Origin of the sequence: Sorangium sp. So ce117, assembly GCF_051524395.1 — a bacterium.
Taxonomy (GTDB): domain Bacteria; phylum Myxococcota_A; class Polyangia; order Polyangiales; family Polyangiaceae; genus Sorangium; species Sorangium cellulosum_B.
Map to the genome: position 1 here is coordinate 3,546,602 of NZ_CP150309.1, position 22,295 is coordinate 3,568,896.

A 22,295-nucleotide genomic window follows, 5' to 3' on the forward strand; every position below is an offset into this window, starting at 1 on the left:
CGCCTGACGCGGGATCAGGCCCGCGAGAGTCTTTCCACAGGCCGAGCAAAAGGGTACGTCTGCCCTGTGCAGCGCCGCGATATCCCGCCCGAGCTCTCGTTCGCGGCCCTTCCCGTCGCCGAGCCTCGCGAGCTCACGGGCCCGCCGCCCTCGCGCCGCCAGCGGGGCGCCGAGCCGGAGGTGGTCTCGGTCGCGGAGCTGGATCGCCGGCTGAAGCGGATCCTCGAGGGGTCGACCGCGGACGTACGCGTCGAGGGCGAGATCTCGGGCCTGCGCATCGTGGGCAGCGGCCACGCCTACTTCACGCTCAAGGACGAGAGCGAAGAGGCGGCCATCGACTGCGTGATGTACAGGACCGCGGCGCCGCGCGCGCGGAAGCTGCTCGCCGACGGCGCGCGCGTCGTGCTCACGGGGCGCGCCACGGTCTACGTGCCTCGGGGCCGGCTCCAGTTCTCCGCGGACGACGCGCGCCTCGCCGGCCGCGGCGCGCTCCTGGAGGCGCTCTTCCGCCTCAAGGAGAAGCTCGCCGCCGAGGGGCTCTTCGCGCCGGAGCGCAAGCGCAAGCTGCCCGTCGATCCGCAGATCATCGGCGTCGTCACGAGCGGCGACGGCGCGGCGATCCACGACATCGTGACCGTCGCGTTCCGCCGCGGCGGCGCGCGGCTGATCCTGGCGCGCACGCCGGTGCAGGGCGCCGGCGCAGGGCAGCGGATCGTGCGCGCGATCGCGCTGCTCGAGGAGTTCCCGGGCATCGAGGTGATCATCGTGGGGCGCGGGGGCGGCTCGGCCGACGACCTCAGCGCGTTCAACGAGGAGATCGTCGTCCGGAAGGTCGCGGCCGCGCGCGTGCCGATCGTGAGCGCCGTCGGGCACGAGATCGACGTCGCGCTGACCGACCTCGCCGCCGACGCGCGCGCCGCCACGCCCTCGCAGGCTGCAGAGATGCTCGTCGCGGACGCGGCGGCGCGGCGCGCGGCGCTGGAGCACCTCGAGGCCCGCATGCGCCGCGCGATCGCCCACCGGCTCCGGGGCGCTCGGGCCGATCTCGACCGGCAGCGCGCCCGGCTCGGCTCGCCCGCGCAGATCCTGGCGGAGCCCCAGCAGCGCATCGACGACGCCATGGCGAGGCTCCGGCGCCGCATGGAACGCATCCTCGTCGAGGACCGCGCCGCGCTCCAGCGCTCCGAGCGGAGGCTCGCCGCGCGCCACCCGCGCGCGGTGCTCGCGGGCGCCCGCGGGGCGCTCAGGCCGCTGTCGGTGCGCCTCGCCGCCGCCGCGCACCGCCACGTCGCCTTCCTGCGGGAGGGCTTCGCGGGCGACGTGGCCCGGCTCGAGGCGATGTCGCCGCTCCGCGTGCTCGCGCGCGGTTACGCCATCGCGACGGACGCGTCGGGGCGCGCGGTCCGCGATCACCGCGAGGTCGCGCCGGGCGATCCGATCGCGGTGCGCGTGCACCACGGCGCGCTGCTCGCGCGGGTCGTCGTCACGGCAGGTCCGGACCAGGCGCTCGTCGAGGGCCACGCGCACGCGCACGCGCCGGCAGCGGCGGCCGCGGCGGCAGCGGCGGCGCCCGCGCCGCCTTCGCGCCAGGGCGGCGGCCCGCGCGCCGCGTCCGGCCGCGCGCCGAGGCGCAAGAGGACGCAGCCCGGCGCGCCCGCGTGCGAGCAGCTCGGGCTCGGCTTCGCGGCCGAGGAGCACGCCCCGACCCTCGGTCGCGCGGGCGCCGCCGGCCAGGTCTCGGTGGGGCAGGGCGGCGCGGAGGCCGGCCCTGAGGAGAGGCACCATGTCGAACGCTGAGCGGCGAATGTTCGGTCTCGTGGGGCACCCGGTGGGCCACTCGGTCTCGCCGGCGATGCACTCGGCCGCGTTTCGGGCGCACCACCTGCCGCACATCTACAGCGCGTTCGACGTGCCCACCGGCGCGGAGCTCGCGCGCTTCGTCAGCGACATCCGGAGCGGCCTTATCTCCGGCGCGAACGTCACGATCCCGCACAAGCGCGCGATCATGTCGATGGTCGACGACGTGGACGCGAGCGCGGCCGACGTCGGCGCCGCGAACGTCCTCTGCGCGACGGAGACGCGGCGCGTGACGGCGTACAACACCGACGTGGTCGCGCTCCGCGACGAGCTCGCGCTGCTCCTGGGATCCGCCCCGCCCCGCGGGGACGATCCGGAGGGGCCGTACGGCGCGCGCTCGAGCCCGCGCCAGCGCGCGGTGATCATCGGCGCGGGCGGCGCGGCGTTCGCGGCGATCGCCGCGTGCAAGCTGCTCGGCTATCACCTCATCAGCGTGACCACCCGCTCGTGGACCGGCACCGAGGCGATGCTCGAGTCGCCCGCGGGGCAGCGCGCGTCCGAGCTCGGCGCGCTCACCGCGCCCTGGCCGATCCCGACCGACAGGTCGATCAGCAGCAAGTCCTCCGTGGCGCTGCGGCTCAACTGGAGCGAGTTCACCGTCGCCGCCGACCTGATCATCCAGGCCACGAGCGCCGGCATGCTCGGGGGGCCGCCCGGGGAGGAGGTCACGGGCATCATCCCGTGGGACGCGCTCTCGCCGAGCGCGTGCCTCTACGACCTCGTCTACAACCCCCCGGTGACGCCCTTCCTCCGGACGGCGCGCGAGAGAGGGCTCCGCGCCGAAGGCGGGCTCGGGATGCTGGTCGGCCAGGCGGCGCAGTCCTTCACGCTCTGGACCGGCCTCCCGGCGCCGGTCGAGGTGATGCGCGCCGCCGCCGAGGATTCGCTCAGGAAGGCAACCGGCGGTCGATGAGCTCGGACGGATCCCGGCGGAATTTTCCGACCCACGACGCGCTCTCGTCCACGCCCGCGGCGCCCCGCGGGCAGGGCGCCGCGCTCGAGCACGCCTCGCCGTGGCCGCACGTCGAGGTGCGGGGCCAGCTCGCGATCGCGCGCAAGGAGTGGCTGCACACGAACGGCGCGGGGGCCTACGCGAGCTCGACGATCGCCGGCATGCACACCCGCCGTTACCACGGCCTGCTCGTCGCGGCCCTCGACCCTCCGCGGCGCCGGCACGTCATGCTCTCGCACGTCGACGTCTGCGTCCGCCCGGTCCGGCAGCAGGGCGCGCCGTCCGAGCGCCGCGCCTCGTGGCCGCGGTGGGACCTCGCCAAGCACCAGTTCCCGGGCATCGATCCGGAGAGCAGCTCGTTCTACCTCGAGCGCTTCGATCAGGATCCGCTCCCGCGCTGGGCGTACGCCGTCCCGGGCGGCGAGCTCGAGGTGACGCTCGGCCTCGTGCGCGGCGAGAACGCCGCCGTCCTCCGCTATGCCTGGAGCGGGGCGGATCCGGTGATGCTGACGCTGCGCCCGCTCCTCGCCGCCCGCCACATCCACCAGCTGCTCCGCGAGAACGGCGGGATCTCCCAGAAGGTCGAGCTGCGCGCAGGGGCGGCGCGCGGCGAGCCCGGCTCGGGGCGCGACCGCCCCGTGATGGGCGAGGTCCGGGTGCAGCCGAACCGCGCGCTGCCGAGGATCTGCTTCCGCTACCAGGGCACGTTCGTCGGCTCGCAGGACTGGTGGCGACGCTTCGAGTACCTCGGCGAGCAGGATCGGGGCCTCGACTTCCTCGAGGATCTCTGGACGCCGGGCCATTTCGAGACGGTGATCGGCGCCGAGCCCGTTCACCTGCTCGTGGCGGTGGGCGCGCTGCCCGACGACGAGCCGGAGAACCTCCTCGCGGCGGCGAGCGCGGCGATCCGCGCCGAGGACCCGGGGCCCCGGCGCCCGCTGCTGGAGCGGAAGCTCTCCATCGCGGCCGAGGCGTTCCGCGCCGACGCGGCCGCGCGGCCCAGCGTCATCGCGGGCTACCCCTGGTTCGAGGTGTGGGGCCGCGACGCGCTCATCTCCCTGCCCGGCCTCTACCTCGTGCCGCGCAAGACCGAGGCCGCGATCCGCGTCCTCCGCGCGATGATCGACGCGATGCAGGACGGCCTCGTGCCGAACCGGCTCCCCGACGCGGGCGAGCCGGCGGACTTCCACGCGGCCGACGCGACCCTCTGGCTGTTCGAGGCGGCTCGCCTGCTCGCGGACGTGGTCGGCGACACGCACCCGTTCGTGGCGGGCGAGCTGCTCGGCGCGCTCCGCGACGCGTTCGAGGCCGCCGTGCGCGGGACCCGGAACGGGATCCACGTCACGGCCGACGGCCTCTTCGCCGCCGGGCGCCCGGGCGAGGGCGCCGTCGACGGGCTCACGTGGATGGACGCGCGCGTCGCGGGCCGCGCGGTGACCCCGCGCGCCGGTTGCCCGGTCGAGCTCACGGCGCTGTGGGCGAAGGGCTCGGAGACGCTCGCGCGCCTCGCGCGGGCCGCCGGCGACGCCCGCCTCGCGGGGCGGGCGGAGGCGGCCGCGAGCGCGGCGCGCCGGGGCTTCGCCGCCCGCTTCTGGTGCGAGGAAACCGGCTACCCGTACGACGTCATCTCGGAGCACGCGGCGGGGGAGGGCGCGTTCCGCGACGCGTCGATCCGCCCCAACGCGCTGATCGCCGTCGCCGTGGATCCCGCCTGCTTCACGCCGGAGCGAGCCGCGTCGCTGCTCGATCGGGTCCGACTGGAGCTCGTGACCCCCGCCGGCGTGCGCACGCTCTCGCCGGCCGATCCGGCCTACGCGCCCCGGTACCAGGGAGGCCCCGAGGCGCGCGACAGCGCCTACCACCAGGGCACGGCCTGGCCGTTCCTGCTCGGGTTCTACGCGCGCGCCGCCCGGCGCTTCTCCACGCTCGGCGAGCACGTGATCCCGCTGCTGCACCGGCTCGCTGCCTCCGCGGCCGCGAACGAGATCGCGCTCGGCCAGGTGCCCGAGGTCGCCTCCGGCGAGCCGCCGCACCACCCTGGTGGCAGCTTCGCGCAGGCCTTCAGCGTGGCGGAGCTCCTGCGCATCATCGCCTGGGATCTCCCTGCGCCGGAGCCAGGCGGCCCCGCCGGCGCGCCGCCGCGCTGATCCACGCTGGCCCGCGCCGCGCCGGCGCGGGCCGTCAGCCTTCGCGTTCCAGCGCCGATTCCTCGCGCAGCGCCTTGCCGCCTCGGGCGGTGAAGCGCAGCAGCTTCCCCGGATCCTCGGCCTCCATGGCGAAGGCCTCGACCTGCTCGAACAGCGCCTCGAGCTTTCGCGGACCACACGTGGGCAGGAAGCCACGGAGCACGCGTGGATCGTAGAACCGGAAATACTGCTGCTTGCCTGTTCTGCTCTCGACCAGGAGAAATCTGTGGAGGTGCTTCCGCACGTCGCTGAACGGGCGGTCGCTCGTCAGGAAGACGCCCCAGCAGTCGCCCCAGCCGCCGTCGACCAGGGCGTCGAGCAGCCTGGACCCGTTCGGGAGGCGCACCAGCGTGGGGCCGACGTCGGCGAGGATCTCGCCCTGGAAGCCGGTATAGAGCGAGGCGCTCTGCTCGCCCGCCTCGCCGAGCAGCAGCCGGATGCGCGGGTCCCGGGCGGCGTCGACCACCGCGAAGAGGGGCGAGCGCTCCTGCCGGAGCCGCGCCCGCGCCGACGCAGCGAACGGCGCCCCCGTCGCCCGCGCCGCGGTCCTCCGCGTGCGGCGCGAGGGCGGGGCGGGCTCGGTCGGCGCGCAGCGGCGGTTCGCCTCGCGGTGCATCACCGCGAACAGGGTCGCCCCCGCGCGGATCTCGTCGCCGTCACGGAGCGACACCTCGCGCGCCCGCTCGCGGTTGACCTGCGTCCCGTTGCGGCTCCCCAGATCGCGGAGCAGGTAGCTGCCGTCGATCTGCTCCACCGAGAAATGCAGGGCAGAGAGCTCACCGTCGCTCGTGATCGAGAGATCCGATTCAGGCGCGCGGCCAACGAGCAATGGACGGTCGCCAGGGATGCGGGCGCTCTGCCCGGCCAGGGGGCCGGAGATGACCCGGAGGACGAGCCCTGCTTCCTGGTCTTCGCTCATGGTCGTCTCCATCGCACAAGGCGCCGATGAGGCCGGCAAGCAAGCGTAGAACACCGATCGGCGGGAAATCCACACGAAGGCGGGAGCCACGCCATGGACGATCGGAAGACTATCAAGCATTTCCCGTGTTCCAGGCGAGGCCTTCCGGCCGAGCCGCGCTTTGAAGCGGGCATGCGCGGATTCCGCGTCCGCAGCCCTCGTGTCGCCGCCCGAGACAGCGAGGGTGCGACGCGCGCGGACGCATCAGCCGTGGCGCCCGCGCAGCGGATCGAGGCGGAGCCAGCGCGCGACGAACGCCCGGTCCTCGGGGGCGAGCAGGCCGGTGATCCGCGCGGCCACGAGGTAGAGCCCCGTATAGAGCGGGGCGCCGAGCGCGAGGCAGAGCGCGGGGCGCCTGTCGGCCGCGCCCGTGAGCAGGAACGCGGCGAGCGGCGCGGCGGCCACGATCGCGGTGGCCGCGACGCGCCCGTAGTGGCCCCACGGGAAGACGCCGCGGAGGCCGACGCCGGAGAAGCGCGCGATGCAGACCACGGTCGAGGTGATCACGACCACCTGGGTCAGGACGGCCGAGAGCGGCGCGCCGACCATCCCGATCGTGGGCAGGAGGGCCAGGTTCGCCGCGGCGTTGAACACCATCGACAGCACCTGGACACGCAAGATCATCGACGTCTTTCCGAACGCCATCAGCGGGATCGCGTACGCCGTCACGCGCAGCGGCAGGAGCGCGGAGTAGATGCGAAACGGGACGGCGGCGCCGGCGTAGGCGTCGCCGTAGATGGTGCGCATGAGCGGCTCGGCGAGGAGGAGGAGGAACGCCGCGACCGGGAGCATGATCAGCGTCGTCTTGCGGATGCCCGAGTGCCACAGGTCGATCGCCGCCCTCGCGCCCTCCGCGGGCGTCCGCCCGTTCTCGACGCGGGCGACGAGGTCGGGGAGCATCGTCGAGGCGACGGAGTAGGCGAGGACGCTGACGAGCGGGAGCTCCTGCGCGCCGACGGCGAACTCCGCGTAGAGCCCCGCGCTGAAGAAGAGGCCGATGACGAACTTGTCGAGCTTCTGGTTGAAGAGGCCGGCGAAGCGCGTCACCGAGAGCGGGAACGCGTAGGCGAGCTGCGCCTTGACGCCGCCCGGGAACGGAGCCGCGGTGACGTCCTGGAACAGCCGCGCATAGAGCCGGTACGAGAGCCAGAGCCGGAGGGCCTGGGTCGCGCACTGGGCGGCCAAGATCCAGGCGATCGAGCACCCGAACGCCGCAGGGACGATCGCGCCCGCGGCGTTCGAGAGCGTGACGACCAGCGCGACGCCCGCGGACTTGCGGTGGTTGTTCGTGGCGATGAAGAGCGGGCCGAAGACGCTCGCCGGGTAGGCGATCATGCTCATGAGGCCGATGAGCAGGAGGAGCTGCGTGACGCCCTCGCGGCCGTCGAGGAAGACGCTGGGGACCACGGCGAAGGCCGAGAACGCGAGCGCGGAGAGCGCTCCGAGGCCGAGCAAGAGCAGCATGCTCTGCCGCACCAGCCCACGGAGCTCGGCGCGGGTCACCTTCGGCGCAAAGTAGAGGAACGACTCCGGCAGGTAGAGCTGCGCGAGATCGCGCCCCGTCATGAACAGCATCGTCGAGAACGCGAGCGTGCCGTATTCGGCCTTGCCGAGCAGGCGCACGACGAGGACACCCTGCACGAGGATGATGAGGGTGCTCACGAACTGCCCTCCGACGATCATCCCGATCCGGTCGGCGAGCGACGTCCCCTGCGCCTCGGCGGGCGCCGGCGCCTCCCGGGCGGCCTGCGGCGCGCTCGACGGCGCGCCTGGATCCACCCGGGCCGGCTGCTGGTGCTGCATGGCGGCTCGGTAGCACATCCTTGCCTGCGCGGCGGCCGCCGTGGCATGCGTGCCGCGATGCCTGATCAACTTCTCCAGGACCGGGAGGGCGGCGGCTTCGAGCGGGATCTCGAGGCGATCAACCGGTACTACGCCGAGCGCTTCCTGCCGGCGAACCCCTGGGCGAGCCTGCTCAATGCGTACCCGTACCTCGTCGCGCGCCAGCGGCAGCGCCGTATGCGCGAGGCGCTCGTCGCGTGCGGCGTGCGCACGCCCGAGGCGCTGCGCGAGATGTCGGTGCTCGACGTGGGCTGCGGAGCGGGCTCCAACCTGGCGTGGCTGGTCGAGCTGGGCGCGGACCCCTCGCGCCTCACCGGCATCGATCTCATCGCGCAGCGCACCGACGTCGCGCGATCGCGCTTCGCCGGTATCCGCTTCATGGCGGGCGATTTCCTGAAGGCCGATGTCGGCGGGCCGTTCGACATGGTGATGATGCTCGCCGTGCTGTCGTCGGTGACCAACGCGGAGCTCAAGCGGCGCCTCATGGACAAGGCGATCGCCCAGCTCAAGCCAGGCGGCATCTTCTTCTTCTACGACGTGATCTCGCGGCGCCACGTGCCCGGCACGCCCGAGTACCAGCGCCTCACGTTCGCGGAGCTCGAGGGGTACGTCGCACCACGAAAGATGCGCTACTTCCGCAAAGATCTCCTGAGCCGCGGCGTCGCGGAGCGGCTCCTGCCGCGCGTGGGCGTGACCGTGACCGAGCTCGTCCAGGCGACCCGGCTGTTCAACATCGACGGGACCTTTGCCTATATGCGCGGCTGATCCCCCGGATCGAGGGGTGGGGCAGCGCTCCGCGGCGGAGGCCCGGCTGGCCTCCGGCGCGTCGGGGGCGCCACGGCAAAGTGGCGAGCCGGGGCCGTGGCACCTCGAGAGCGGCGCCATCGCGCGGGGCCGTGTGTTATCACGCGCGCGGTTCCGACATGCCGCAGCGCCGCTTCCTGTTGATCAGCTACTTCTACCCTCCGCACGGCGGCGCGGGCGTGCAGCGCGCGCTGCACCTCAGCCGGATTGCCCCCTCCCTCGGGTGGGAGCCGGTGGTGCTCGCGTCCGGCGAGCGCGGCAAGACAGCGATCGATCGCTCGCTCCTCTCCAAGGTCCCGCAGGGGGTCCGCGTGGAGCGCACGCGCGCCGCGGTCGGCCTCGGAACGCTCTTCGGCGCCCTGCCGGTCGACGCCTACCTCGGCTGGTTTCCCTTCGCCCTGCAGCGGCTCTCGACGATCCTCCGTGAGGAGCGGTTCGATCTCGTGTTCAGCACGTCGGCGCCCTTCACGGCCCACCTCCTCGGGGACCGCGCGCGGCGCGCGCTCGGCGTCCCCTGGGTGGCCGATTTCCGGGACCCGTGGACCGACAACAACTTCCTGCCGCTCTACCGCGGCGAGGGCCCGATCGCCCGGATGCGCCAGCGCGTGGATCGGCGCGTCGAGGAGCGCATCTTCGCGGGCGCCGACGCGGTGCTGGTCACGGCGGACCCGTTTCGCTCGCTGCTCGTCGAGCGGCGCGGCCTCCCTGAAAGCAAGGTGCGCCTCGTGCGGAACGGCTTCGACGCGGAGGATTTTGCCGAGCCGTACGCGCCCCGGCCGGACCGGGGCGGCCGCTTCCGCCTCCTGTTCGCGGGCAACATGTACGGCGACTACAACCTCGCCTCGGTGTTCCGCGCGGCCGAGCGGCTCCTGTCGCGGCGCGCCTTGCCGGGCTTCGAGCTCTCCATCGTGAGCCGCGCGGTCGCGTGGGCGGAGCGGGAGGGCAGGAAGTACCCGCACCTCCGGCCGCACCTCCGGATCGAGGCGCCGGTGCCGCACGACCAGATCGTGGCCCGCTACCGGGACGCCGACGCGCTCGTGCTGTGCGCGCTGGATCCGCTCTCGACGCCCGGCAAGCTGTACGAGTACATCGCCGCAGGCCCGCCGGTGCTCGCCTTCGTGGTGCCCGGGACCGACGCGGCGCTCGTGCTGTCGCGGACGGGGGCAGGGGAGGCGGTCCCCACGGACGACGTCGAGCTGGGGGCGCTGGCGATCGAGCGCGCCTACGATCGCTTCCGCCGCGGGGAGCCGCCCGCCCGGCGCGAGGACGAGATCGCGAAGCTCACGCGGCAGACGCAGGTCGCCGAGATCGTCGCGCTGTTCGAGCGCCTCGCCGAGGGGCGGCGCGGGGCGCAGGCGCGCTGAGCGCAGCGCGCGCCGGCACGCTACGCGTGCTGGCCCGAGGTCGCGGCGGCGGTGGCGACGGCGGCGCGGTAGAGCGCCTCGAACTGGTCGACGCACCGCTGCCAGTCCGCGCGCTCCACCGCCCACGCGCGCCCGCGCTCCGCGAGGCGCGGGCCGAGCTCGGGCTCGTCGAGCAGCCGGTCGAGCGCCGCGACGAGCGCCGCGTGGTCCGCGGCGGGGACCAGGAGCGCGCGATCGTGAGCGAGCACGCCCTCGTAGGCCGGCAGATCGCTCGCGACGATCGGCACGCCGAGCGCCGCGAGCTCGCAGAACGTGGACGGCACGCCGTCGACCTCCAGCAGCGAGACCGCCGCGTCGGCCATCACGTAGAGGCCAGGGAGCTCGCTGTACAGGCACGGCTCGGCGAACCTCACGCTGTCGCTGACGCCGAGCTCGCGCATCATCGACGTGAGCGTCTGCACGTACGGGAGCTCCTCGGATCGGCCGTGCAGCTTGATCACGAGGACGCCCTCTTTCGCCCAGCGGCTCGCGGCGAAGGCGCGGAGGATGCGATCGACGTGGTAGTGCGGCTTCGTCTGCCGCGGGCTCAGGAGGACGCGTTTGCCAGGCTCGATCCCGAGCGCGCGCCGGAAGCGCGCCGCCCCGGCGAGCGACCTTTGCCGCTCGTACGTCGCGAGATCCACGCCCCAGAGCACGATCTCGCAGGGGACGGCGCCGGCGCGCTCACCCATGCGCGCCCGCGCCCTCGCCAGCAGGGGCACGCTGTCGGCGCTGACGGCCGAGGCGTGGGACAGCACGTGGTCGACCCTCCGGACCGTCCGCCGCGACTTGTGGAGCACCTCCGGGTTGATGTCGGATCCCCACGCCGTGGCGACGATCGGCGGGCCCCCCCGCATCCTCGACCAGAGGTCGTGCCAGGGGCGCAGGAAGTTCAGGTGCACCACGTCGACGCCGAGCTCGCGCACGCGCCGACGCGCCCAGAGGCGCCGGATCGCCTGTGGGATCAGGGAAGAAACGAGCCTCAGCTCCTCGCAGCGCTCCCCGTACTCGCGCTGGATGGCGGCCGCGACCCCGGGCGCGTCGCAGACGATGACCCGGTGGCCCCGGGCGGCGAGCGCGGCGCCGAGGCGGGCCTGCTGCGGGGCCCTTGGATCGCCGTGGAGGAGCACGGTCAGACGCACGCGGCGCGTGTACAGGACGGCCCCGCCCGCGTAAAGCGTCGCGCCGGTGCTCGGTCACCCACGACTACCCACGACGCGCTGGTCGTCGTGGGTGACGCCAGCGTGCTCGCTGGTCGATTGTTCCGCGCGCGGGCGAGCGCTGGCGAGACAAAATTCCCCACCCGGGTGAAAAGGTCCCGCGGAACGTCGGTGCGCGTGCCGCTCAGGGCGCTGAACAGCCCGGTTCCGCCCCGGCGTGGTCTGGCATGAGACGTGCCAAATGGCAGGGGAAACCAAGCGCCAGCCACGTGCAGACCACGTGATGAGCAGCCACAGCCGGTCGGAACAGCGCGCACAGCGCGGCTGCCACCGCAGGAGATGACTCCATGTCTCAACGCGTCCTCCCCCCGTCGGTCGCGATCGCCTGGCACAGCCTGCCTGCCCCCGATGTGCTCTCCAGGATCGAGAGCGCCGAGGCCGGCCTCGCGGGCGACGAGGCCGCCCGGCGGCTCAAGGACGTCGGGCCCAACGTGATCCAGCGCGCGAAGGGCGACGGCCCGCTCAAGCTGCTCTTCCGTCAGATCAACGACCCGCTCATCTACGTGCTGCTCGCGTCGGCGGCCCTCGCGATGGCCATGGGCGAGGCGATCGACGGCGCGGTCGTGCTGGCGGTCGTGGTGCTCAACACGGCGATCGGCTTCGTCCAGGAGCTCCGCGCGGGCAAGGCGATCGAGGCGCTCGTCGACATGGTGCCCCAGACGGCCACGGTCGTGCGCGGCGGCCAGCGGAGCGTGATCCCCGCCGCCGACGTGGTCCCCGGCGACGTGGTGGTGCTCGACGCCGGCGACAAGATCCCCGCTGACGCCCGGCTGCTCTCGGTGAAGAACCTCCACGTGGACGAGTCGGCGCTCACCGGGGAGTCGGTGCCGTCGGACAAACACGTCGCGCCGGTCCCCGAGGACGCCGGCGTCGGCGACCGCAAGAACCTCGCCTTCGGCGGGACGCTCGTGACCAGCGGCGCGGCCACCGCGGTGGTCGTCGCCACGGGCGCCGCGACCGAGCTCGGCCGCATCTCCTCGATGCTCCACGAGGCGACCGAGATCGAGACGCCGCTCACGCGCTCGATGGCCAAGGTCGGCCGCGTGCTGACCATCGCGATCGTCGCGGTCGCGCTGCTCATCGTCGGGGTCGCGCTGCTCCGGGGCTACCCGCCGGTCGACGCGATGCTCGCGGGCATCTCGCTCGCGGTCGCCGCGATCCCGGAAGGGCTGCCCGCGATCATCACCATCTCGCTCGCCATCGGCGTGCAGCGGATGGCGCGGCGCCGCGCGGTGATCCGGAAGCTGCCCGCGGTCGAGACGCTGGGCAGCACGGGCGTCATCTGCTCGGACAAGACCGGGACGCTGACGCGGAACGAGATGACGGTCCGGGCCCTGTGGACGCCCGCCGCCGGCCCGCAAGGGGAGGCGGCGATCGAGCAGGCCGGAGCCGTGCTCGAGGTGACCGGCGTCGGCTACGCGCCCGAAGGTGAGCTCCGCCGCGACGGCGCGCCGGTCGGCGAGGTGCCCGAGGCGGTGCGCGCGCTGCTCCGCGCGGGGCTGCTCTGCAACGACGCCCGCATGACGCGCGAGGGGGACGCCTGCGGCATCGAGGGCGACCCGACCGAGGGCGCGCTCGTCGTCGCGGCCCAGAAGCTCGGCGTGGACGTCGAGGGGACGCGGCGGGAGCACCGCCGCGTCGATGTCGTCCCGTTCTCGTCGGAGCGGCAGCTCATGGCGACGCTCCACGAGGCCCCCGGCGGAGACCGGGTGATCTTCATGAAGGGGGCGCCCGAGGCGGTGCTCGGCCGCGCCGCGATCGGCGAGGCGGGGCGGGCCCAGGCGATGGCGCAGGTCGAGCAGATGGCGGCGCAGGGCATGCGCGTGCTCGCCGTGGCCTCGCGGCCGGCGGGCCGCGACGTGGCCTCGCTCGACGAGGAGCACCTCCCGGAGGGGTTCGAGCTCCTCGGCCTGGAGGGGATGATCGACCCGCCGCGGCCCGAGGCGATCGACGCGATCAAGGCGTGCCACGCGGCCGGGATCACCGTGAAGATGATCACGGGCGACCACCTGGCGACCGCGCGGGCGATCGGCGGGCAGCTCGGGCTCGTGCCCGACGGGGCGCGCGCGATGAACGGCACGGAGCTCTCGCGGCTCTCGGAGGGCGAGCTGCGCGCGGCGGCGACGTCCACGCACGTGTTCGCGCGCGTCGCGCCGGAGCACAAGCTCCGCCTGGTGAAGGCGCTGCAGGCCGAGGGGAAGGTCGTCGCGATGACCGGCGACGGCGTGAACGACGCGCCCGCGCTCAAGCAGGCGGACATCGGCGTGGCCATGGGGATCACGGGGACCGCGGTGTCGAAGGAGTCCGCCGACGTCGTGCTGACGGACGACAACTTCGCGAGCATCCGGGCGGCGGTCGAGGAGGGGCGCCGCGTCTATGACAACCTGGTCAAGGCGCTCGCGTTCGTGCTGCCGACGAACCTGGGCGAGGCGCTGATCCTGCTCGTGGCGGTGATGACCTTCCCGATCGTCGGGGGCGCGCCGCTCATGCCGATCACGGCCGTCCAGATCCTCTGGGTCAACCTGGTCGCCACGGTGGCGCTCTCCCTGCCGCTCGCGTTCGAGGCGATGGAGAAGGACGTGATGAGCCGCCCGCCCCGGGATCCGGGCGAGCCGATCCTGAGCCGGTTCGTGCTCGTCCGTACGGCGATCGTCGCGGTCCTCATGACGGCCGGGGCGATCGGGCTGTTCTTTTACGAGTACATCACGGAGGTGCGCGGCGGCGTCGTCTCGGAGATCGCCTACCGCGAGGCCCAGACCGCGGCGGTCACGACGGTCGTGCTGTTCCAGATCTTCTACGTGCTCAACTGCCGGTCGCTGCGCGATTCGATGCTGAAGATCGGGCTCTTCTCGAATCCCTGGGTCTACGTCGGGATCGGCGCGCTGCTCGCGCTGCAGCTCTGCTTCGTCTATGCGCCGTTCATGCACACGCTGTTCGGCTCGGCGCCGCTCTCGCTCGACGCGTGGGTGAAGTCGACGCTGGTGGCGATGTCGATCTTGCCCGTGATGAGCGCCGAGCGGTGGTGGCGCACACGCCGGGCGCGGCGCTCGGCGGAGCGCGAGCGCAGGTCCGACGCGTCCGACGTGGGCGGCGTCGCGGGCGCGATGGCGAACCGCGGCGCGTAGGTGTCGTAATCGTAAGCAGTGACGATACCGAGCGCCGCGCCCGCGGCTCCGTCAAAACGCTGGTGCTGCGCCGAGTACCACGGCATCATCCTCGGTCGAGATGATCTACCTCGTCGCCGCGACGCGCCCGAACTTCATGAAGCTCGCCCCCATCTGCCGCGCCCTCAAGGCGCGCCGTCTACCGATGCGGCTGCTCCACACGGGGCAGCACTTCGACACGACGATGAGCGATGTGTTCTTCCGGGATCTCGGCCTGCCGACGCCGGATCACACGCTCAAGGCAGGCGGCGGCTCGCACGCCCAGCAGACCGCGGCGGTCCTCGTCGGCGCCGAGGCCGACATGATCGAGCACCGGCCCAAGGTGGTTGTCGTCGTCGGGGACGTCACCAGCACCCTCGCGGGCGCGCTCGCGGCGTCCAAGCTCGGAATTCCCGTCGTCCACGTGGAGTCCGGGCTGCGCTCGCGCGACTGGACGATGCCCGAGGAGATCAACCGCATCCTCACCGACCAGCTCTCCGATCTCCTGCTCACCCCCTCTCACGACGCCCACCCCAACCTGCTCGCGGAGGGGATCCCGCCCGAGCGAATCCGGTTCGTCGGCAACGTGATGATCGACTCGGTCCACTACGCCCTCAAGCGCCAGACGGACGCGCTCTCGCGCTTCGGGCTCGAGCCGAAGAAGTACGCGATCGCGACGCTCCACCGCCCGGCCAACGTCGACAGCGCCGAGCGGCTCGCCGAGACGCTCGACGCGCTCGAGGCGATCGCGCAGCGCCTGCCGACCGTGTTCCCCGTCCACCCGCGCACCGTCGCCCGCGCCGAGTCCTTCGGGCTGTCGGCGCGCCTCCGCGAGACGAAGGGGCTCCGGATCATGGAGCCGCTCGGATACGACGATTTCGTGACCGTGATGGGCAATGCGCTGCTCGTCGCCACCGACTCCGGCGGCATCCAGGAAGAGACGACCGCGCTCGGGATCCCGTGCCTCACGATGCGTCAGGGCACCGAGCGGCCCATCACCGTGACGCAGGGCACGAACATCGTCGTCGGGCTCGACGCCGCGCTCATCGCGCGCGAGGTCGACGCCATCCTCGACGGCCGCGCCAAGAGAGGCTCCGTGCCCGAGGGGTGGGACGGCAAGACCGGCGAGCGCATCGCCGACGCGCTGGAAGCGTTCCTCGCGGGGGATCCGCCGCCCAAGACCGCTGGCCCGCGCGCCTGAGCTCACCGCCCACCCGCGCTCACCGCGCAGCCACATCGCTTCTTCCGTGGCCTACGTGGGAGTCGCGCCGCCCGCACGACCACACTCCCCACAACCCCCGACCAAACAACGTTCCATGGCCCGGAGCGCTCTGGGTTGTGCTTGTTTATCGATGAACAGCCCCGGTATATAGTTGTATCGTGGCAAGAAATTTTCGACCTGGCGTGGAGTGGGCGGATCGAGGGCGAGGTCAACGAGGTTTCTCGCTCGTCGAGGTGATGGTCGCGGGCGGGGTCTTGGCGATCCTGGCCGCCCTGGGGACCCAGGGGGTGTCCAGGTACCTCGTGTTCGCCAAATCGGCCGAGGCCAAGCAGACGATCGGCGGCATCGCCAGGGCGGTCGTCGGTTCGGCCGAGCGCCTCCAGGCGATGTCGGGCACCACGGCGACCCAGCCGCTGTGCAGCGATGCGGTCACGGTGCCCAACGGGTTCTCTCGTGTCCAGGGGAAGAAATATCAGCCCGACCCCGGCCCGGGTGTTGACTACAACACCGGCAGCCCGACCGTTGGCTGGAAGTGCCTCGCGTTCTCGATCAGCCACCCTCAGTCGTACCAGTATCGATATCGACTCGGCGGCTCTCCGATGCCCGTCTCCGTCAACCACTTTCCGGCGGACGTGCCGGAGGATCGCAGGTGGGCCGCCTATGCGCGAGGCGACCTCGACGGCGACAATATTCACGCGTGGTTCGCGCTGGACGGCTACATGAAGGACGGGCAGGTGGTGTTCGCCAGCACGATCGGCACCATCGACCCGGACGAGTAGGCGGCGCCGCCATGGACACCGCAGCTCTCCACACGCTCTTCGGTGCCCTCTCGTCGCGCCGCGGCGGCGAGAGCACCGCCATCGAGCTCCCCGGCGCGGACCTCGCGGCCGCGCACCTGCGCTGCGCCGACCTCCAGGGCGCGAACCTCGCGGGCGCGCGCCTCGACGGGGCCAAGCTCACCGGCGCGAACCTCGGGGGGGCGCGGCTCGACGCCGCGTCGCTCGTCAACGCCGACCTCACCGGGGCCGACCTGCGCTGGGCCGATCTCTCGGGGGCGCTGCTCGGCGGGGCGCTGCTCGCGGCCGCGGATCTGCGCGGGGCCAAGCTCCCGCGCTCGTTCTCCTCGGCGGGGTCGCTCGTTGGCGCGCGCGTCGATCCGTCGGCGTGCGCGCGCTCCGGCTTCGACGAGGAGGCCATCCTGGCGCTGGCGAGCGCGGGCGCGTCCTTCGACGACGTCGCGTCGTTCCCTTCGCCGCTGCGCGACGCCCTCGCGAGCGCCGACGCGGTCCCCGAGAGCGCAGCGCGGAGCCGTCGCCCCGCGGCGCCGGACTCGCGGCAGATGGAGGCGGCGCCGGACTCGCGGCGGGTGGAGGCGGCGCCGGACTCGCGGCGGGTGGAGGCGGCGCCGGACTCGCGGCGGGTGGAGGCGGCGCCGGACTCGCGGCGGGTGGAGGCGGCGCCGGACTCGCGGCGGATGGAGGCGGCGCCGGACTCGCGGCGGGTGGAGGCGGCGCCGGACTCGCGGCGGATGGAGGCAGCGTGGTCATCGCAACGGGTCTCGGCGCCACCCGAGTCGCAGCGGATACCCGAGTCGCAGCGGATGCCCCCCGCGACCGACGGTCCCCGCCAGGGCGTGGCGATCAGCGCCTCGCGCCGCGCTGCCGGTGAGCGCGAGGCTCAGGCGGTCCGCCGCGCCGCCGTGTCCGGTGGCCCTCGGAGGGCGCCGGACGCGTCCCAGCTCGCGAGGTCGACCGAGCTGCGCCTCGCGCTCGCCGGCGGCGCATTGCTCCTCGTCCTCGCGGCCGCCGTCGCCCTGGCGAAGATCCCTCCGCGCGGCCTCCTCCTGGCAGCGCACGCCGGCAGCGCGCTGGGCGCGGCGCTTTTGACGTTCGCGCTGCCTCTCGTCGGCGCCGAGCGCAACGCCCCGCGCTCCCTGGGCGCCCGCCTCGTGCTCGCCGCGTTCGCCGCGACGCTCGTCTACGGCCTCGATCCGTCGCGCCTCGCGGTCTTCCGGCTGCGCGCCACGCTCGTCTCGGGCGACGCCGCGCAACGGTCCACGGCCGTACGCCTCCTCGCGCGGAGCGGTCACCGCAGCTTCGACGGGCTGGATCTGTCGGGACTCGATCTCTCCCGCGCCGATCTCGGCCAGAGCAGCTTCCGGAATGCGCGCCTCGCCGGGGCGGACCTCTCGGGCGCCGCGCTGATGGAGTCGACCTTCGGGACCGCCGATCTGACCGCTGCCAACCTCCGAGGTGCAGACCTCACCGGGACCGACGCCGAACAGGCGACCGGCTGGGAGCTCGCGGTGTGCGATGCGGCGACGGAGCTGCCCGAAGAAGGCGTGTGCCTGCTCGGACACCCGGTGCGGGCAAATCAGCCCTCGGGCGACACCACCGCGCGCTCTGCGCACGAGGGCGCCGCGCCGGCGGGGGCGCTGTAGCGAGCGGCGCATCGACGTTCGCGGGCCGGATCGCTCGGGAGGTCGGGCGCCGGACTGGCCAGACGTCTGGCGGTCCCTGGCCAGGCGCCCGCCCGCCCCGTCACCGCACCGTCGTCAGCCCGGACGCCGCGCCGCCGCGCGGGCTGCGCGTGCCGCCGCCGCGTCGTCGACCGCGAGCGCCTCCTCGGCGACGGCGGCGAGATCGGCGAACGAGGCGCCGGCGAGCGCGTCCTCCACCGCGTCGAACGCGGAGGCGCACATGCTGAGGCGCGTGATCCCGAGCCCGACGAGGAGCGGCGCGACACCGGGATCGCCGGCGGCCTCGCCGCACACCGAGACCGGCCGCTTCGCGGCGTGCCCCGCCTCCACCACCCCGCGCACGAGCCGCAGCACGGCCGGGTGCGCCGGATCCGCGAGCGCGTGCAGCCGCGGGTGACCGCGCTCGGCCGCCAGCGTGTGCTGCGTCAGATCGTTGGTCCCGATGCTGAAGAAGTCGGCCTGGCGCGCGAGGCGCTCCGCCATGAGCGCCGCCGACGGCACCTCGACCATGATGCCCGTGGCCACGGGCCAGCGGTGCGCCGCGCCCGTCGCCGCGAGCGTCGCGTGCGCGCGCTCCAGCGCGGCGCGCACGGCGCTCACCTCCGCGGCGGTCGAGACCATCGGGACAAGCACCCGGATGTCATGGCCGCGCCCCGCGACCAGGATCGCGCGGAGCTGCGCCTCGAGCAGCGCCGGCCGCGCGAGGGAGAGGCGGACGCCGCGGACGCCCAGGCTGGGGTTCGCCTCGGCGTCGAGCTCGAGGTACGGCAGCGCCTTGTCCCCGCCGGCGTCGAGCGTACGGACCACGATCGGAGCGCCGGCGAACGCCGCGAAGATCTCCGCGAGCAGCTCCGCCTGCTCGTCCTCGCCAGGCTCGTCCACGCGGTCCAGGAACAGCATCTCGGTGCGCAGGAGCCCGATCCCGAGGGCGCCAGCCTCGCGCGCGGCGCGCGCGTCCGCGGGGCCAGCCACGTTCGCCCAGAGCTCGACCTCACGGCCGCAGGCGAGGCGCAACCGGCCGTCCCTGGCGCCTGGCGGCCGCCGTGACGCGCGGAGGGCCGCCTGTCGCCGCTCGATCTCGATCGTGGTCTCGGGATCCGGGTCGAGCCACACCTCGCCGGTCGCGCCGTCGAGGCCGGCTCGCGCGCCGCCCGCGTCCGGCACCAGCGCCGCGGCCCCGGCGACCGCGGGGATGCCGGCGCTCCGCAGCAGGATGGCCGCGTGCGAGGTGGGACCGCCGCGCCGGTCGATGACGCCGAGCACCCGCCTCGTATCGAGCCGCGCGGCCTCCGACGGCGTGAGGTCCTCGGCCACGACGACGGCCGGCGGCCCGTCGGGCAGCACCGCCGCGGCGCCGCCGAGCAGGGCGCGCACCACGGCGTCGCCCACGTCGTGGACGTCGGCCTCGCGCGCCCGCAGGTACGGATCGTCGAGCCGCCGGTAGATCGCGGCCGCCGCGTGGATCGCCTGGCGGAAGGCCCAGGCGGCGTTGCAGCGCTCCCGTTCGATCCGGGCGATCGCCTCGTCGACGAGCGCCGGATCGCAGAGGAGCGCCTGATGGGCGTCGAGGATGTCGGTGCCGCGCAGCGCGGTGCCGAGGTCCTGCGCCGCCAGAACGAGCGCCCGCCGCAGCCGCTCGGCCTCGGCCGCAGGGTCGTCGACCGTGGTCTCGGGGACCTCCGGCATCGACCGCACCAGCCGGACCATGGGGCCGAGCGCGACGCCGGGCGCGACGGGGATCGCGTGGCACGACGCGGGGGGCGCCGTAGGAGCGGCCGCCGGCGCGTCGCGCTGCAGGAGCGCAGCGAGCGCCTCGACCGCCTCGGCCGCCTGCCGCCCGGTCGCGCGCAAGCGCAGCACGTCGCCCCGGCGCGCCCCGAGGGACGCGAGCGCGATCAGGCTCGAGGCCGGCACCGGACCGCGCGCGGTCGTCACGTTCTCCAGGGTGATCGCCGCGTCGAAGGCCACCGCGCGCGTGATGAGCCGCGCGGCAGGGCGGGCGTGCAGGCCGCCCGGATCGGCGATCGCGAGCTCGACCGCCGCGGCCGGCGCGGCCGCATCGGTGGCGGCCACCGCCGCCGCAGCGGCCGCATCGGTCGCCGCCACCGCCGCCGCGGGGCGCTCCGCCTCGCCGAGCTGCTCGGCCTTCGGCACGAGCGCCTGCCGCGCCTCCGCGGCGACCTGATCGAGCGTGCCGCCCGCTGCAGCCCGCACCGCCGCCGCGACCGCCCCTTCCACGATCGGCCCGCCGGAGAGGCGCGTGCGCGCGGCGATGGCCGGATCGATGAGCTCGAGCGCCGTCTCGGCGCTCAGGATCGCGCCGCCGATGTCCATCAGCACGACGGCGCCGGCCGGCCCGCAGACGCGCTCGATCGCCGCGGCGATCGCGGTCGCGTCGGTGCCGAGCTCCGCGCCGCCGTCGCCCGCGCCCGCCGCGCACGCGATGGCGACCGCCTCGCCGATCATCTGGCGGGCCAGCGCCTCGGTGGCCTCGGCGAGCACGCGGCTGTGCGAGACCAGGACGAGCCCGACGCGGCCCGCCGCCCCGCTCATACGCCTGCCGTCGCGGCCAGGCTCCGCAGCAAGAGCGAACACGACGTGGCGCCGGGGTCCTGGTGCCCAGCGCTGCGCTCACCGAGGTAGCTCGCCCGGCCCTTGCGAGCGATGAGCGGCACGGTCGCGAGCGCGCCGGCCTGCGCCGCCTCGGCGGCGCGAGCGAGCCCGTTCATGAGCGGGGAGCGCGCCGGGTCGCCCGTGGGCGCCGGCGCGCTCAGCGCGGCCTTGAGCGCGTCGACCGCAGGGGAGAGCGCGTCGACCATCGTCTTGTCGCCGGGCGACGCCTTGCCTCGCCGCTTCACGCCGTCGAGGCCCGCCTCGAGGCACCCGGCCAGGGCCGCGAGGTCCAGCGCCGCCGCGCCGGTCGCCCGCTGGCCCGCGTCGCGGAACAGCGTGCCGTAGAGCGGGCCGCTCGCCCCGCCGACGGTCGACAGCAAGATCATCCCGACGCCCTTCAGCAGCGCGCCGACGTCGCCGTGATCGAGATCGCCGAGCCGGCCGCGCACCGCCGTGAAGCCGCGCGCCATGTTGGTGCCGTGGTCGCTGTCGCCGATCGCCGCGTCGAGCTCGGTCAGGAGCACCTTCTCGCGCTCCATGACGTCGGCCGCGCGCTCGATCCACGCGGCGATGTGCGCGCCGTTCAAGGCGTCCATGGCTCAGGTCCCCCAGCGCAGCGCCGGCGTGTGCACCGGCGCGTCCCACCAGCGGAGCATCTCGTCGTCGAGCTTGAGCAGGGTCGCCGACGCGCCGGCCATCTCGAGCGACGTGATGTACGACCCCACGAGGCTGCGCGCGACCTTGAGGCCGCGGCCCTGCGCGATCGCGCGCGCCTTGCGGTACAGGACGTAGAGCTCGAGGAGCGGCGTCCCGCCCATGCCGTTGACGAACAACAGCACGTCGTCGCCCGGCTCGAACGGCAGGTCGTCGAGGATCGGCTGCATCAGGATCTCGGCCACCCGGTCGGCCGGCTCCAGCTTGGCCCGCCGCCGGCCGGGCTCACCGTGGATGCCGATGCCGACCTCCATCTCCCCCGGGCCGAGCTCGAACGACGGCTTGCCGGCGTGCGGCACCGTGCAGGCGGAGAGCGCGACCCCCATGCTGCGGCCGCGCGCGTTGACCCGTCGGCCGAGCGCCGCCACCTCCTCGAGCGGGCGGCCCGCCTCGGCGGCGCCGCCGCAGATCTTCTCGACGAGGACGGTCGTCCCCACGCCGCGCCGTCCGGCCGTGTACAGGCTATCCTCGACCGCCACGTCGTCGTTCACGAGCACGCCTTCCACCGGGATTCCCGCCTCGCGCGCGAGCTCGGCGGCCATCTCGAAGTTCATCACGTCACCGGTGTAGTTCTTGATGATGTGGAGCACGCCGGCGTCGCCGTCGACTGCCCGCGTCGCTTCGAAGATCTGGTCGGGCGTCGGGCTCGTGAAGACGGCGCCGGGGCAGGCGGCGTCGAGCATGCCGCGTCCGACGAACCCGGCGTGCAGCGGCTCGTGCCCGCTGCCGCCGCCGGAGAGGAGCGCGACCTTGCCCTTGCCCTTCGCCTCCGCGCGCGTGACGAAGCGCGGCGCGGCGTTCACCCGGAGGAGCTCGGCGTGCGCGAGCGCCATCCCCTCGAGCGCCTCATCGACGAGATCGTCCGGCGCATTGATGAGCTTCTTCATCCTGCCTCCGCTCCG

General features: G+C 74.0%; 15 protein-coding genes. 9 read left to right on the plus strand and 6 right to left on the minus strand.

All coding sequences use genetic code 11. The features are described from left to right. The first annotated feature begins 66 nt into the window (after window positions 1-66). The 3 genes from xseA to WMF46_RS13410 are packed head-to-tail and all read left to right on the plus strand — an operon-like array spanning window position 67 to window position 4,956. Window positions 67-1,797, plus strand: a complete 1,731-nt coding sequence (gene xseA, locus WMF46_RS13400) for an exodeoxyribonuclease VII large subunit (RefSeq protein ID WP_437985972.1) — start codon at window positions 67-69, stop codon at window positions 1,795-1,797. Then, window positions 1,784-2,770 carry a shikimate dehydrogenase family protein gene (locus WMF46_RS13405; protein ID WP_437985973.1) on the plus strand — a complete coding sequence of 329 codons (987 nt, stop codon included), beginning with the start codon at window positions 1,784-1,786 and terminating at the stop codon, window positions 2,768-2,770. Before xseA ends, WMF46_RS13405 begins: the two co-directional genes overlap by 14 nt. Further along, a complete protein-coding gene (locus WMF46_RS13410) occupies window positions 2,767-4,956 on the plus strand; it encodes an amylo-alpha-1,6-glucosidase (protein WP_437985974.1) in 2,190 nt (729 codons plus the stop codon). Before WMF46_RS13405 ends, WMF46_RS13410 begins: the two co-directional genes overlap by 4 nt. Window positions 4,957-4,990: 34 nt before the next feature. Here WMF46_RS13410 and WMF46_RS13415 read toward each other — a convergent pair whose 3' ends face one another. Continuing rightward, window positions 4,991-5,914 (minus strand): DUF4123 domain-containing protein, encoded by a 924-nt coding sequence (locus WMF46_RS13415; protein WP_437985975.1) that lies wholly within the window; start codon window positions 5,912-5,914, stop codon window positions 4,991-4,993. 243 nt (window positions 5,915-6,157) lie between these two features. Beyond that, window positions 6,158-7,756, minus strand: coding sequence for a lipopolysaccharide biosynthesis protein (locus tag WMF46_RS13420; RefSeq protein WP_437985976.1), 1,599 nt, complete (start codon window positions 7,754-7,756; stop codon window positions 6,158-6,160). Window positions 7,757-7,813: 57 nt separating this feature from the next. On the opposite strand from WMF46_RS13420, the gene WMF46_RS13425 reads away from it, so the two are divergent. Together WMF46_RS13425 and WMF46_RS13430 are read left to right on the plus strand one after the other, a co-directional pair. Further along, window positions 7,814-8,560 (plus strand): class I SAM-dependent methyltransferase, encoded by a 747-nt coding sequence (locus WMF46_RS13425; RefSeq protein ID WP_437985977.1) that lies wholly within the window; start codon window positions 7,814-7,816, stop codon window positions 8,558-8,560. Between the two features lie 158 nt (window positions 8,561-8,718). After that, the gene (locus WMF46_RS13430; protein ID WP_437985978.1) at window positions 8,719-9,963 is read left to right on the plus strand and encodes a glycosyltransferase family 4 protein; all 1,245 of its coding nucleotides are present in this window, start codon (window positions 8,719-8,721) and stop codon (window positions 9,961-9,963) included. A gap of 20 nt (window positions 9,964-9,983) precedes the next feature. On the opposite strand, the gene WMF46_RS13435 is transcribed toward WMF46_RS13430, so the two are convergent. After that, window positions 9,984-11,144, minus strand: a complete 1,161-nt coding sequence (locus WMF46_RS13435; protein ID WP_437985979.1) for a glycosyltransferase family 4 protein — start codon at window positions 11,142-11,144, stop codon at window positions 9,984-9,986. 365 nt (window positions 11,145-11,509) lie between these two features. On the opposite strand from WMF46_RS13435, the gene WMF46_RS13440 reads away from it, so the two are divergent. The 4 genes from WMF46_RS13440 (at window position 11,510) to WMF46_RS13455 (ending at window position 18,027) form a co-directional block, all read left to right on the plus strand. Further along, window positions 11,510-14,347: a cation-translocating P-type ATPase gene (locus WMF46_RS13440; protein ID WP_437985980.1), complete on the plus strand. Its 2,838-nt coding sequence runs from the start codon at window positions 11,510-11,512 to the stop codon at window positions 14,345-14,347. Between the two features lie 100 nt (window positions 14,348-14,447). After that, on the plus strand, window positions 14,448-15,566 hold the full coding sequence (wecB, locus tag WMF46_RS13445; protein WP_437535334.1) for a non-hydrolyzing UDP-N-acetylglucosamine 2-epimerase: 1,119 nt from the start codon (window positions 14,448-14,450) through the stop codon (window positions 15,564-15,566). 179 nt (window positions 15,567-15,745) lie between these two features. Further along, the gene (locus WMF46_RS13450; protein ID WP_437985981.1) at window positions 15,746-16,366 is read left to right on the plus strand and encodes a pilin; all 621 of its coding nucleotides are present in this window, start codon (window positions 15,746-15,748) and stop codon (window positions 16,364-16,366) included. A gap of 11 nt (window positions 16,367-16,377) precedes the next feature. After that, on the plus strand, window positions 16,378-18,027 hold the full coding sequence (locus tag WMF46_RS13455; RefSeq protein WP_437985982.1) for a pentapeptide repeat-containing protein: 1,650 nt from the start codon (window positions 16,378-16,380) through the stop codon (window positions 18,025-18,027). 114 nt (window positions 18,028-18,141) lie between these two features. On the opposite strand, the gene ptsP is transcribed toward WMF46_RS13455, so the two are convergent. From ptsP to dhaK, 3 genes are read right to left on the minus strand one after another with little or no spacing between them, the layout of a single operon-like run. Continuing rightward, window positions 18,142-20,619, minus strand: coding sequence for a phosphoenolpyruvate--protein phosphotransferase (ptsP, locus tag WMF46_RS13460; protein WP_437985983.1), 2,478 nt, complete (start codon window positions 20,617-20,619; stop codon window positions 18,142-18,144). After that, a complete protein-coding gene (gene dhaL / locus WMF46_RS13465; protein ID WP_437985984.1) occupies window positions 20,616-21,275 on the minus strand; it encodes a dihydroxyacetone kinase subunit DhaL in 660 nt (219 codons plus the stop codon). Before dhaL ends, ptsP begins: the two co-directional genes overlap by 4 nt. Window positions 21,276-21,278: 3 nt before the next feature. Beyond that, the gene (gene dhaK / locus WMF46_RS13470; RefSeq protein WP_437985985.1) at window positions 21,279-22,280 is read right to left on the minus strand and encodes a dihydroxyacetone kinase subunit DhaK; all 1,002 of its coding nucleotides are present in this window, start codon (window positions 22,278-22,280) and stop codon (window positions 21,279-21,281) included. Window positions 22,281-22,295: the final 15 nt, after the last annotated feature.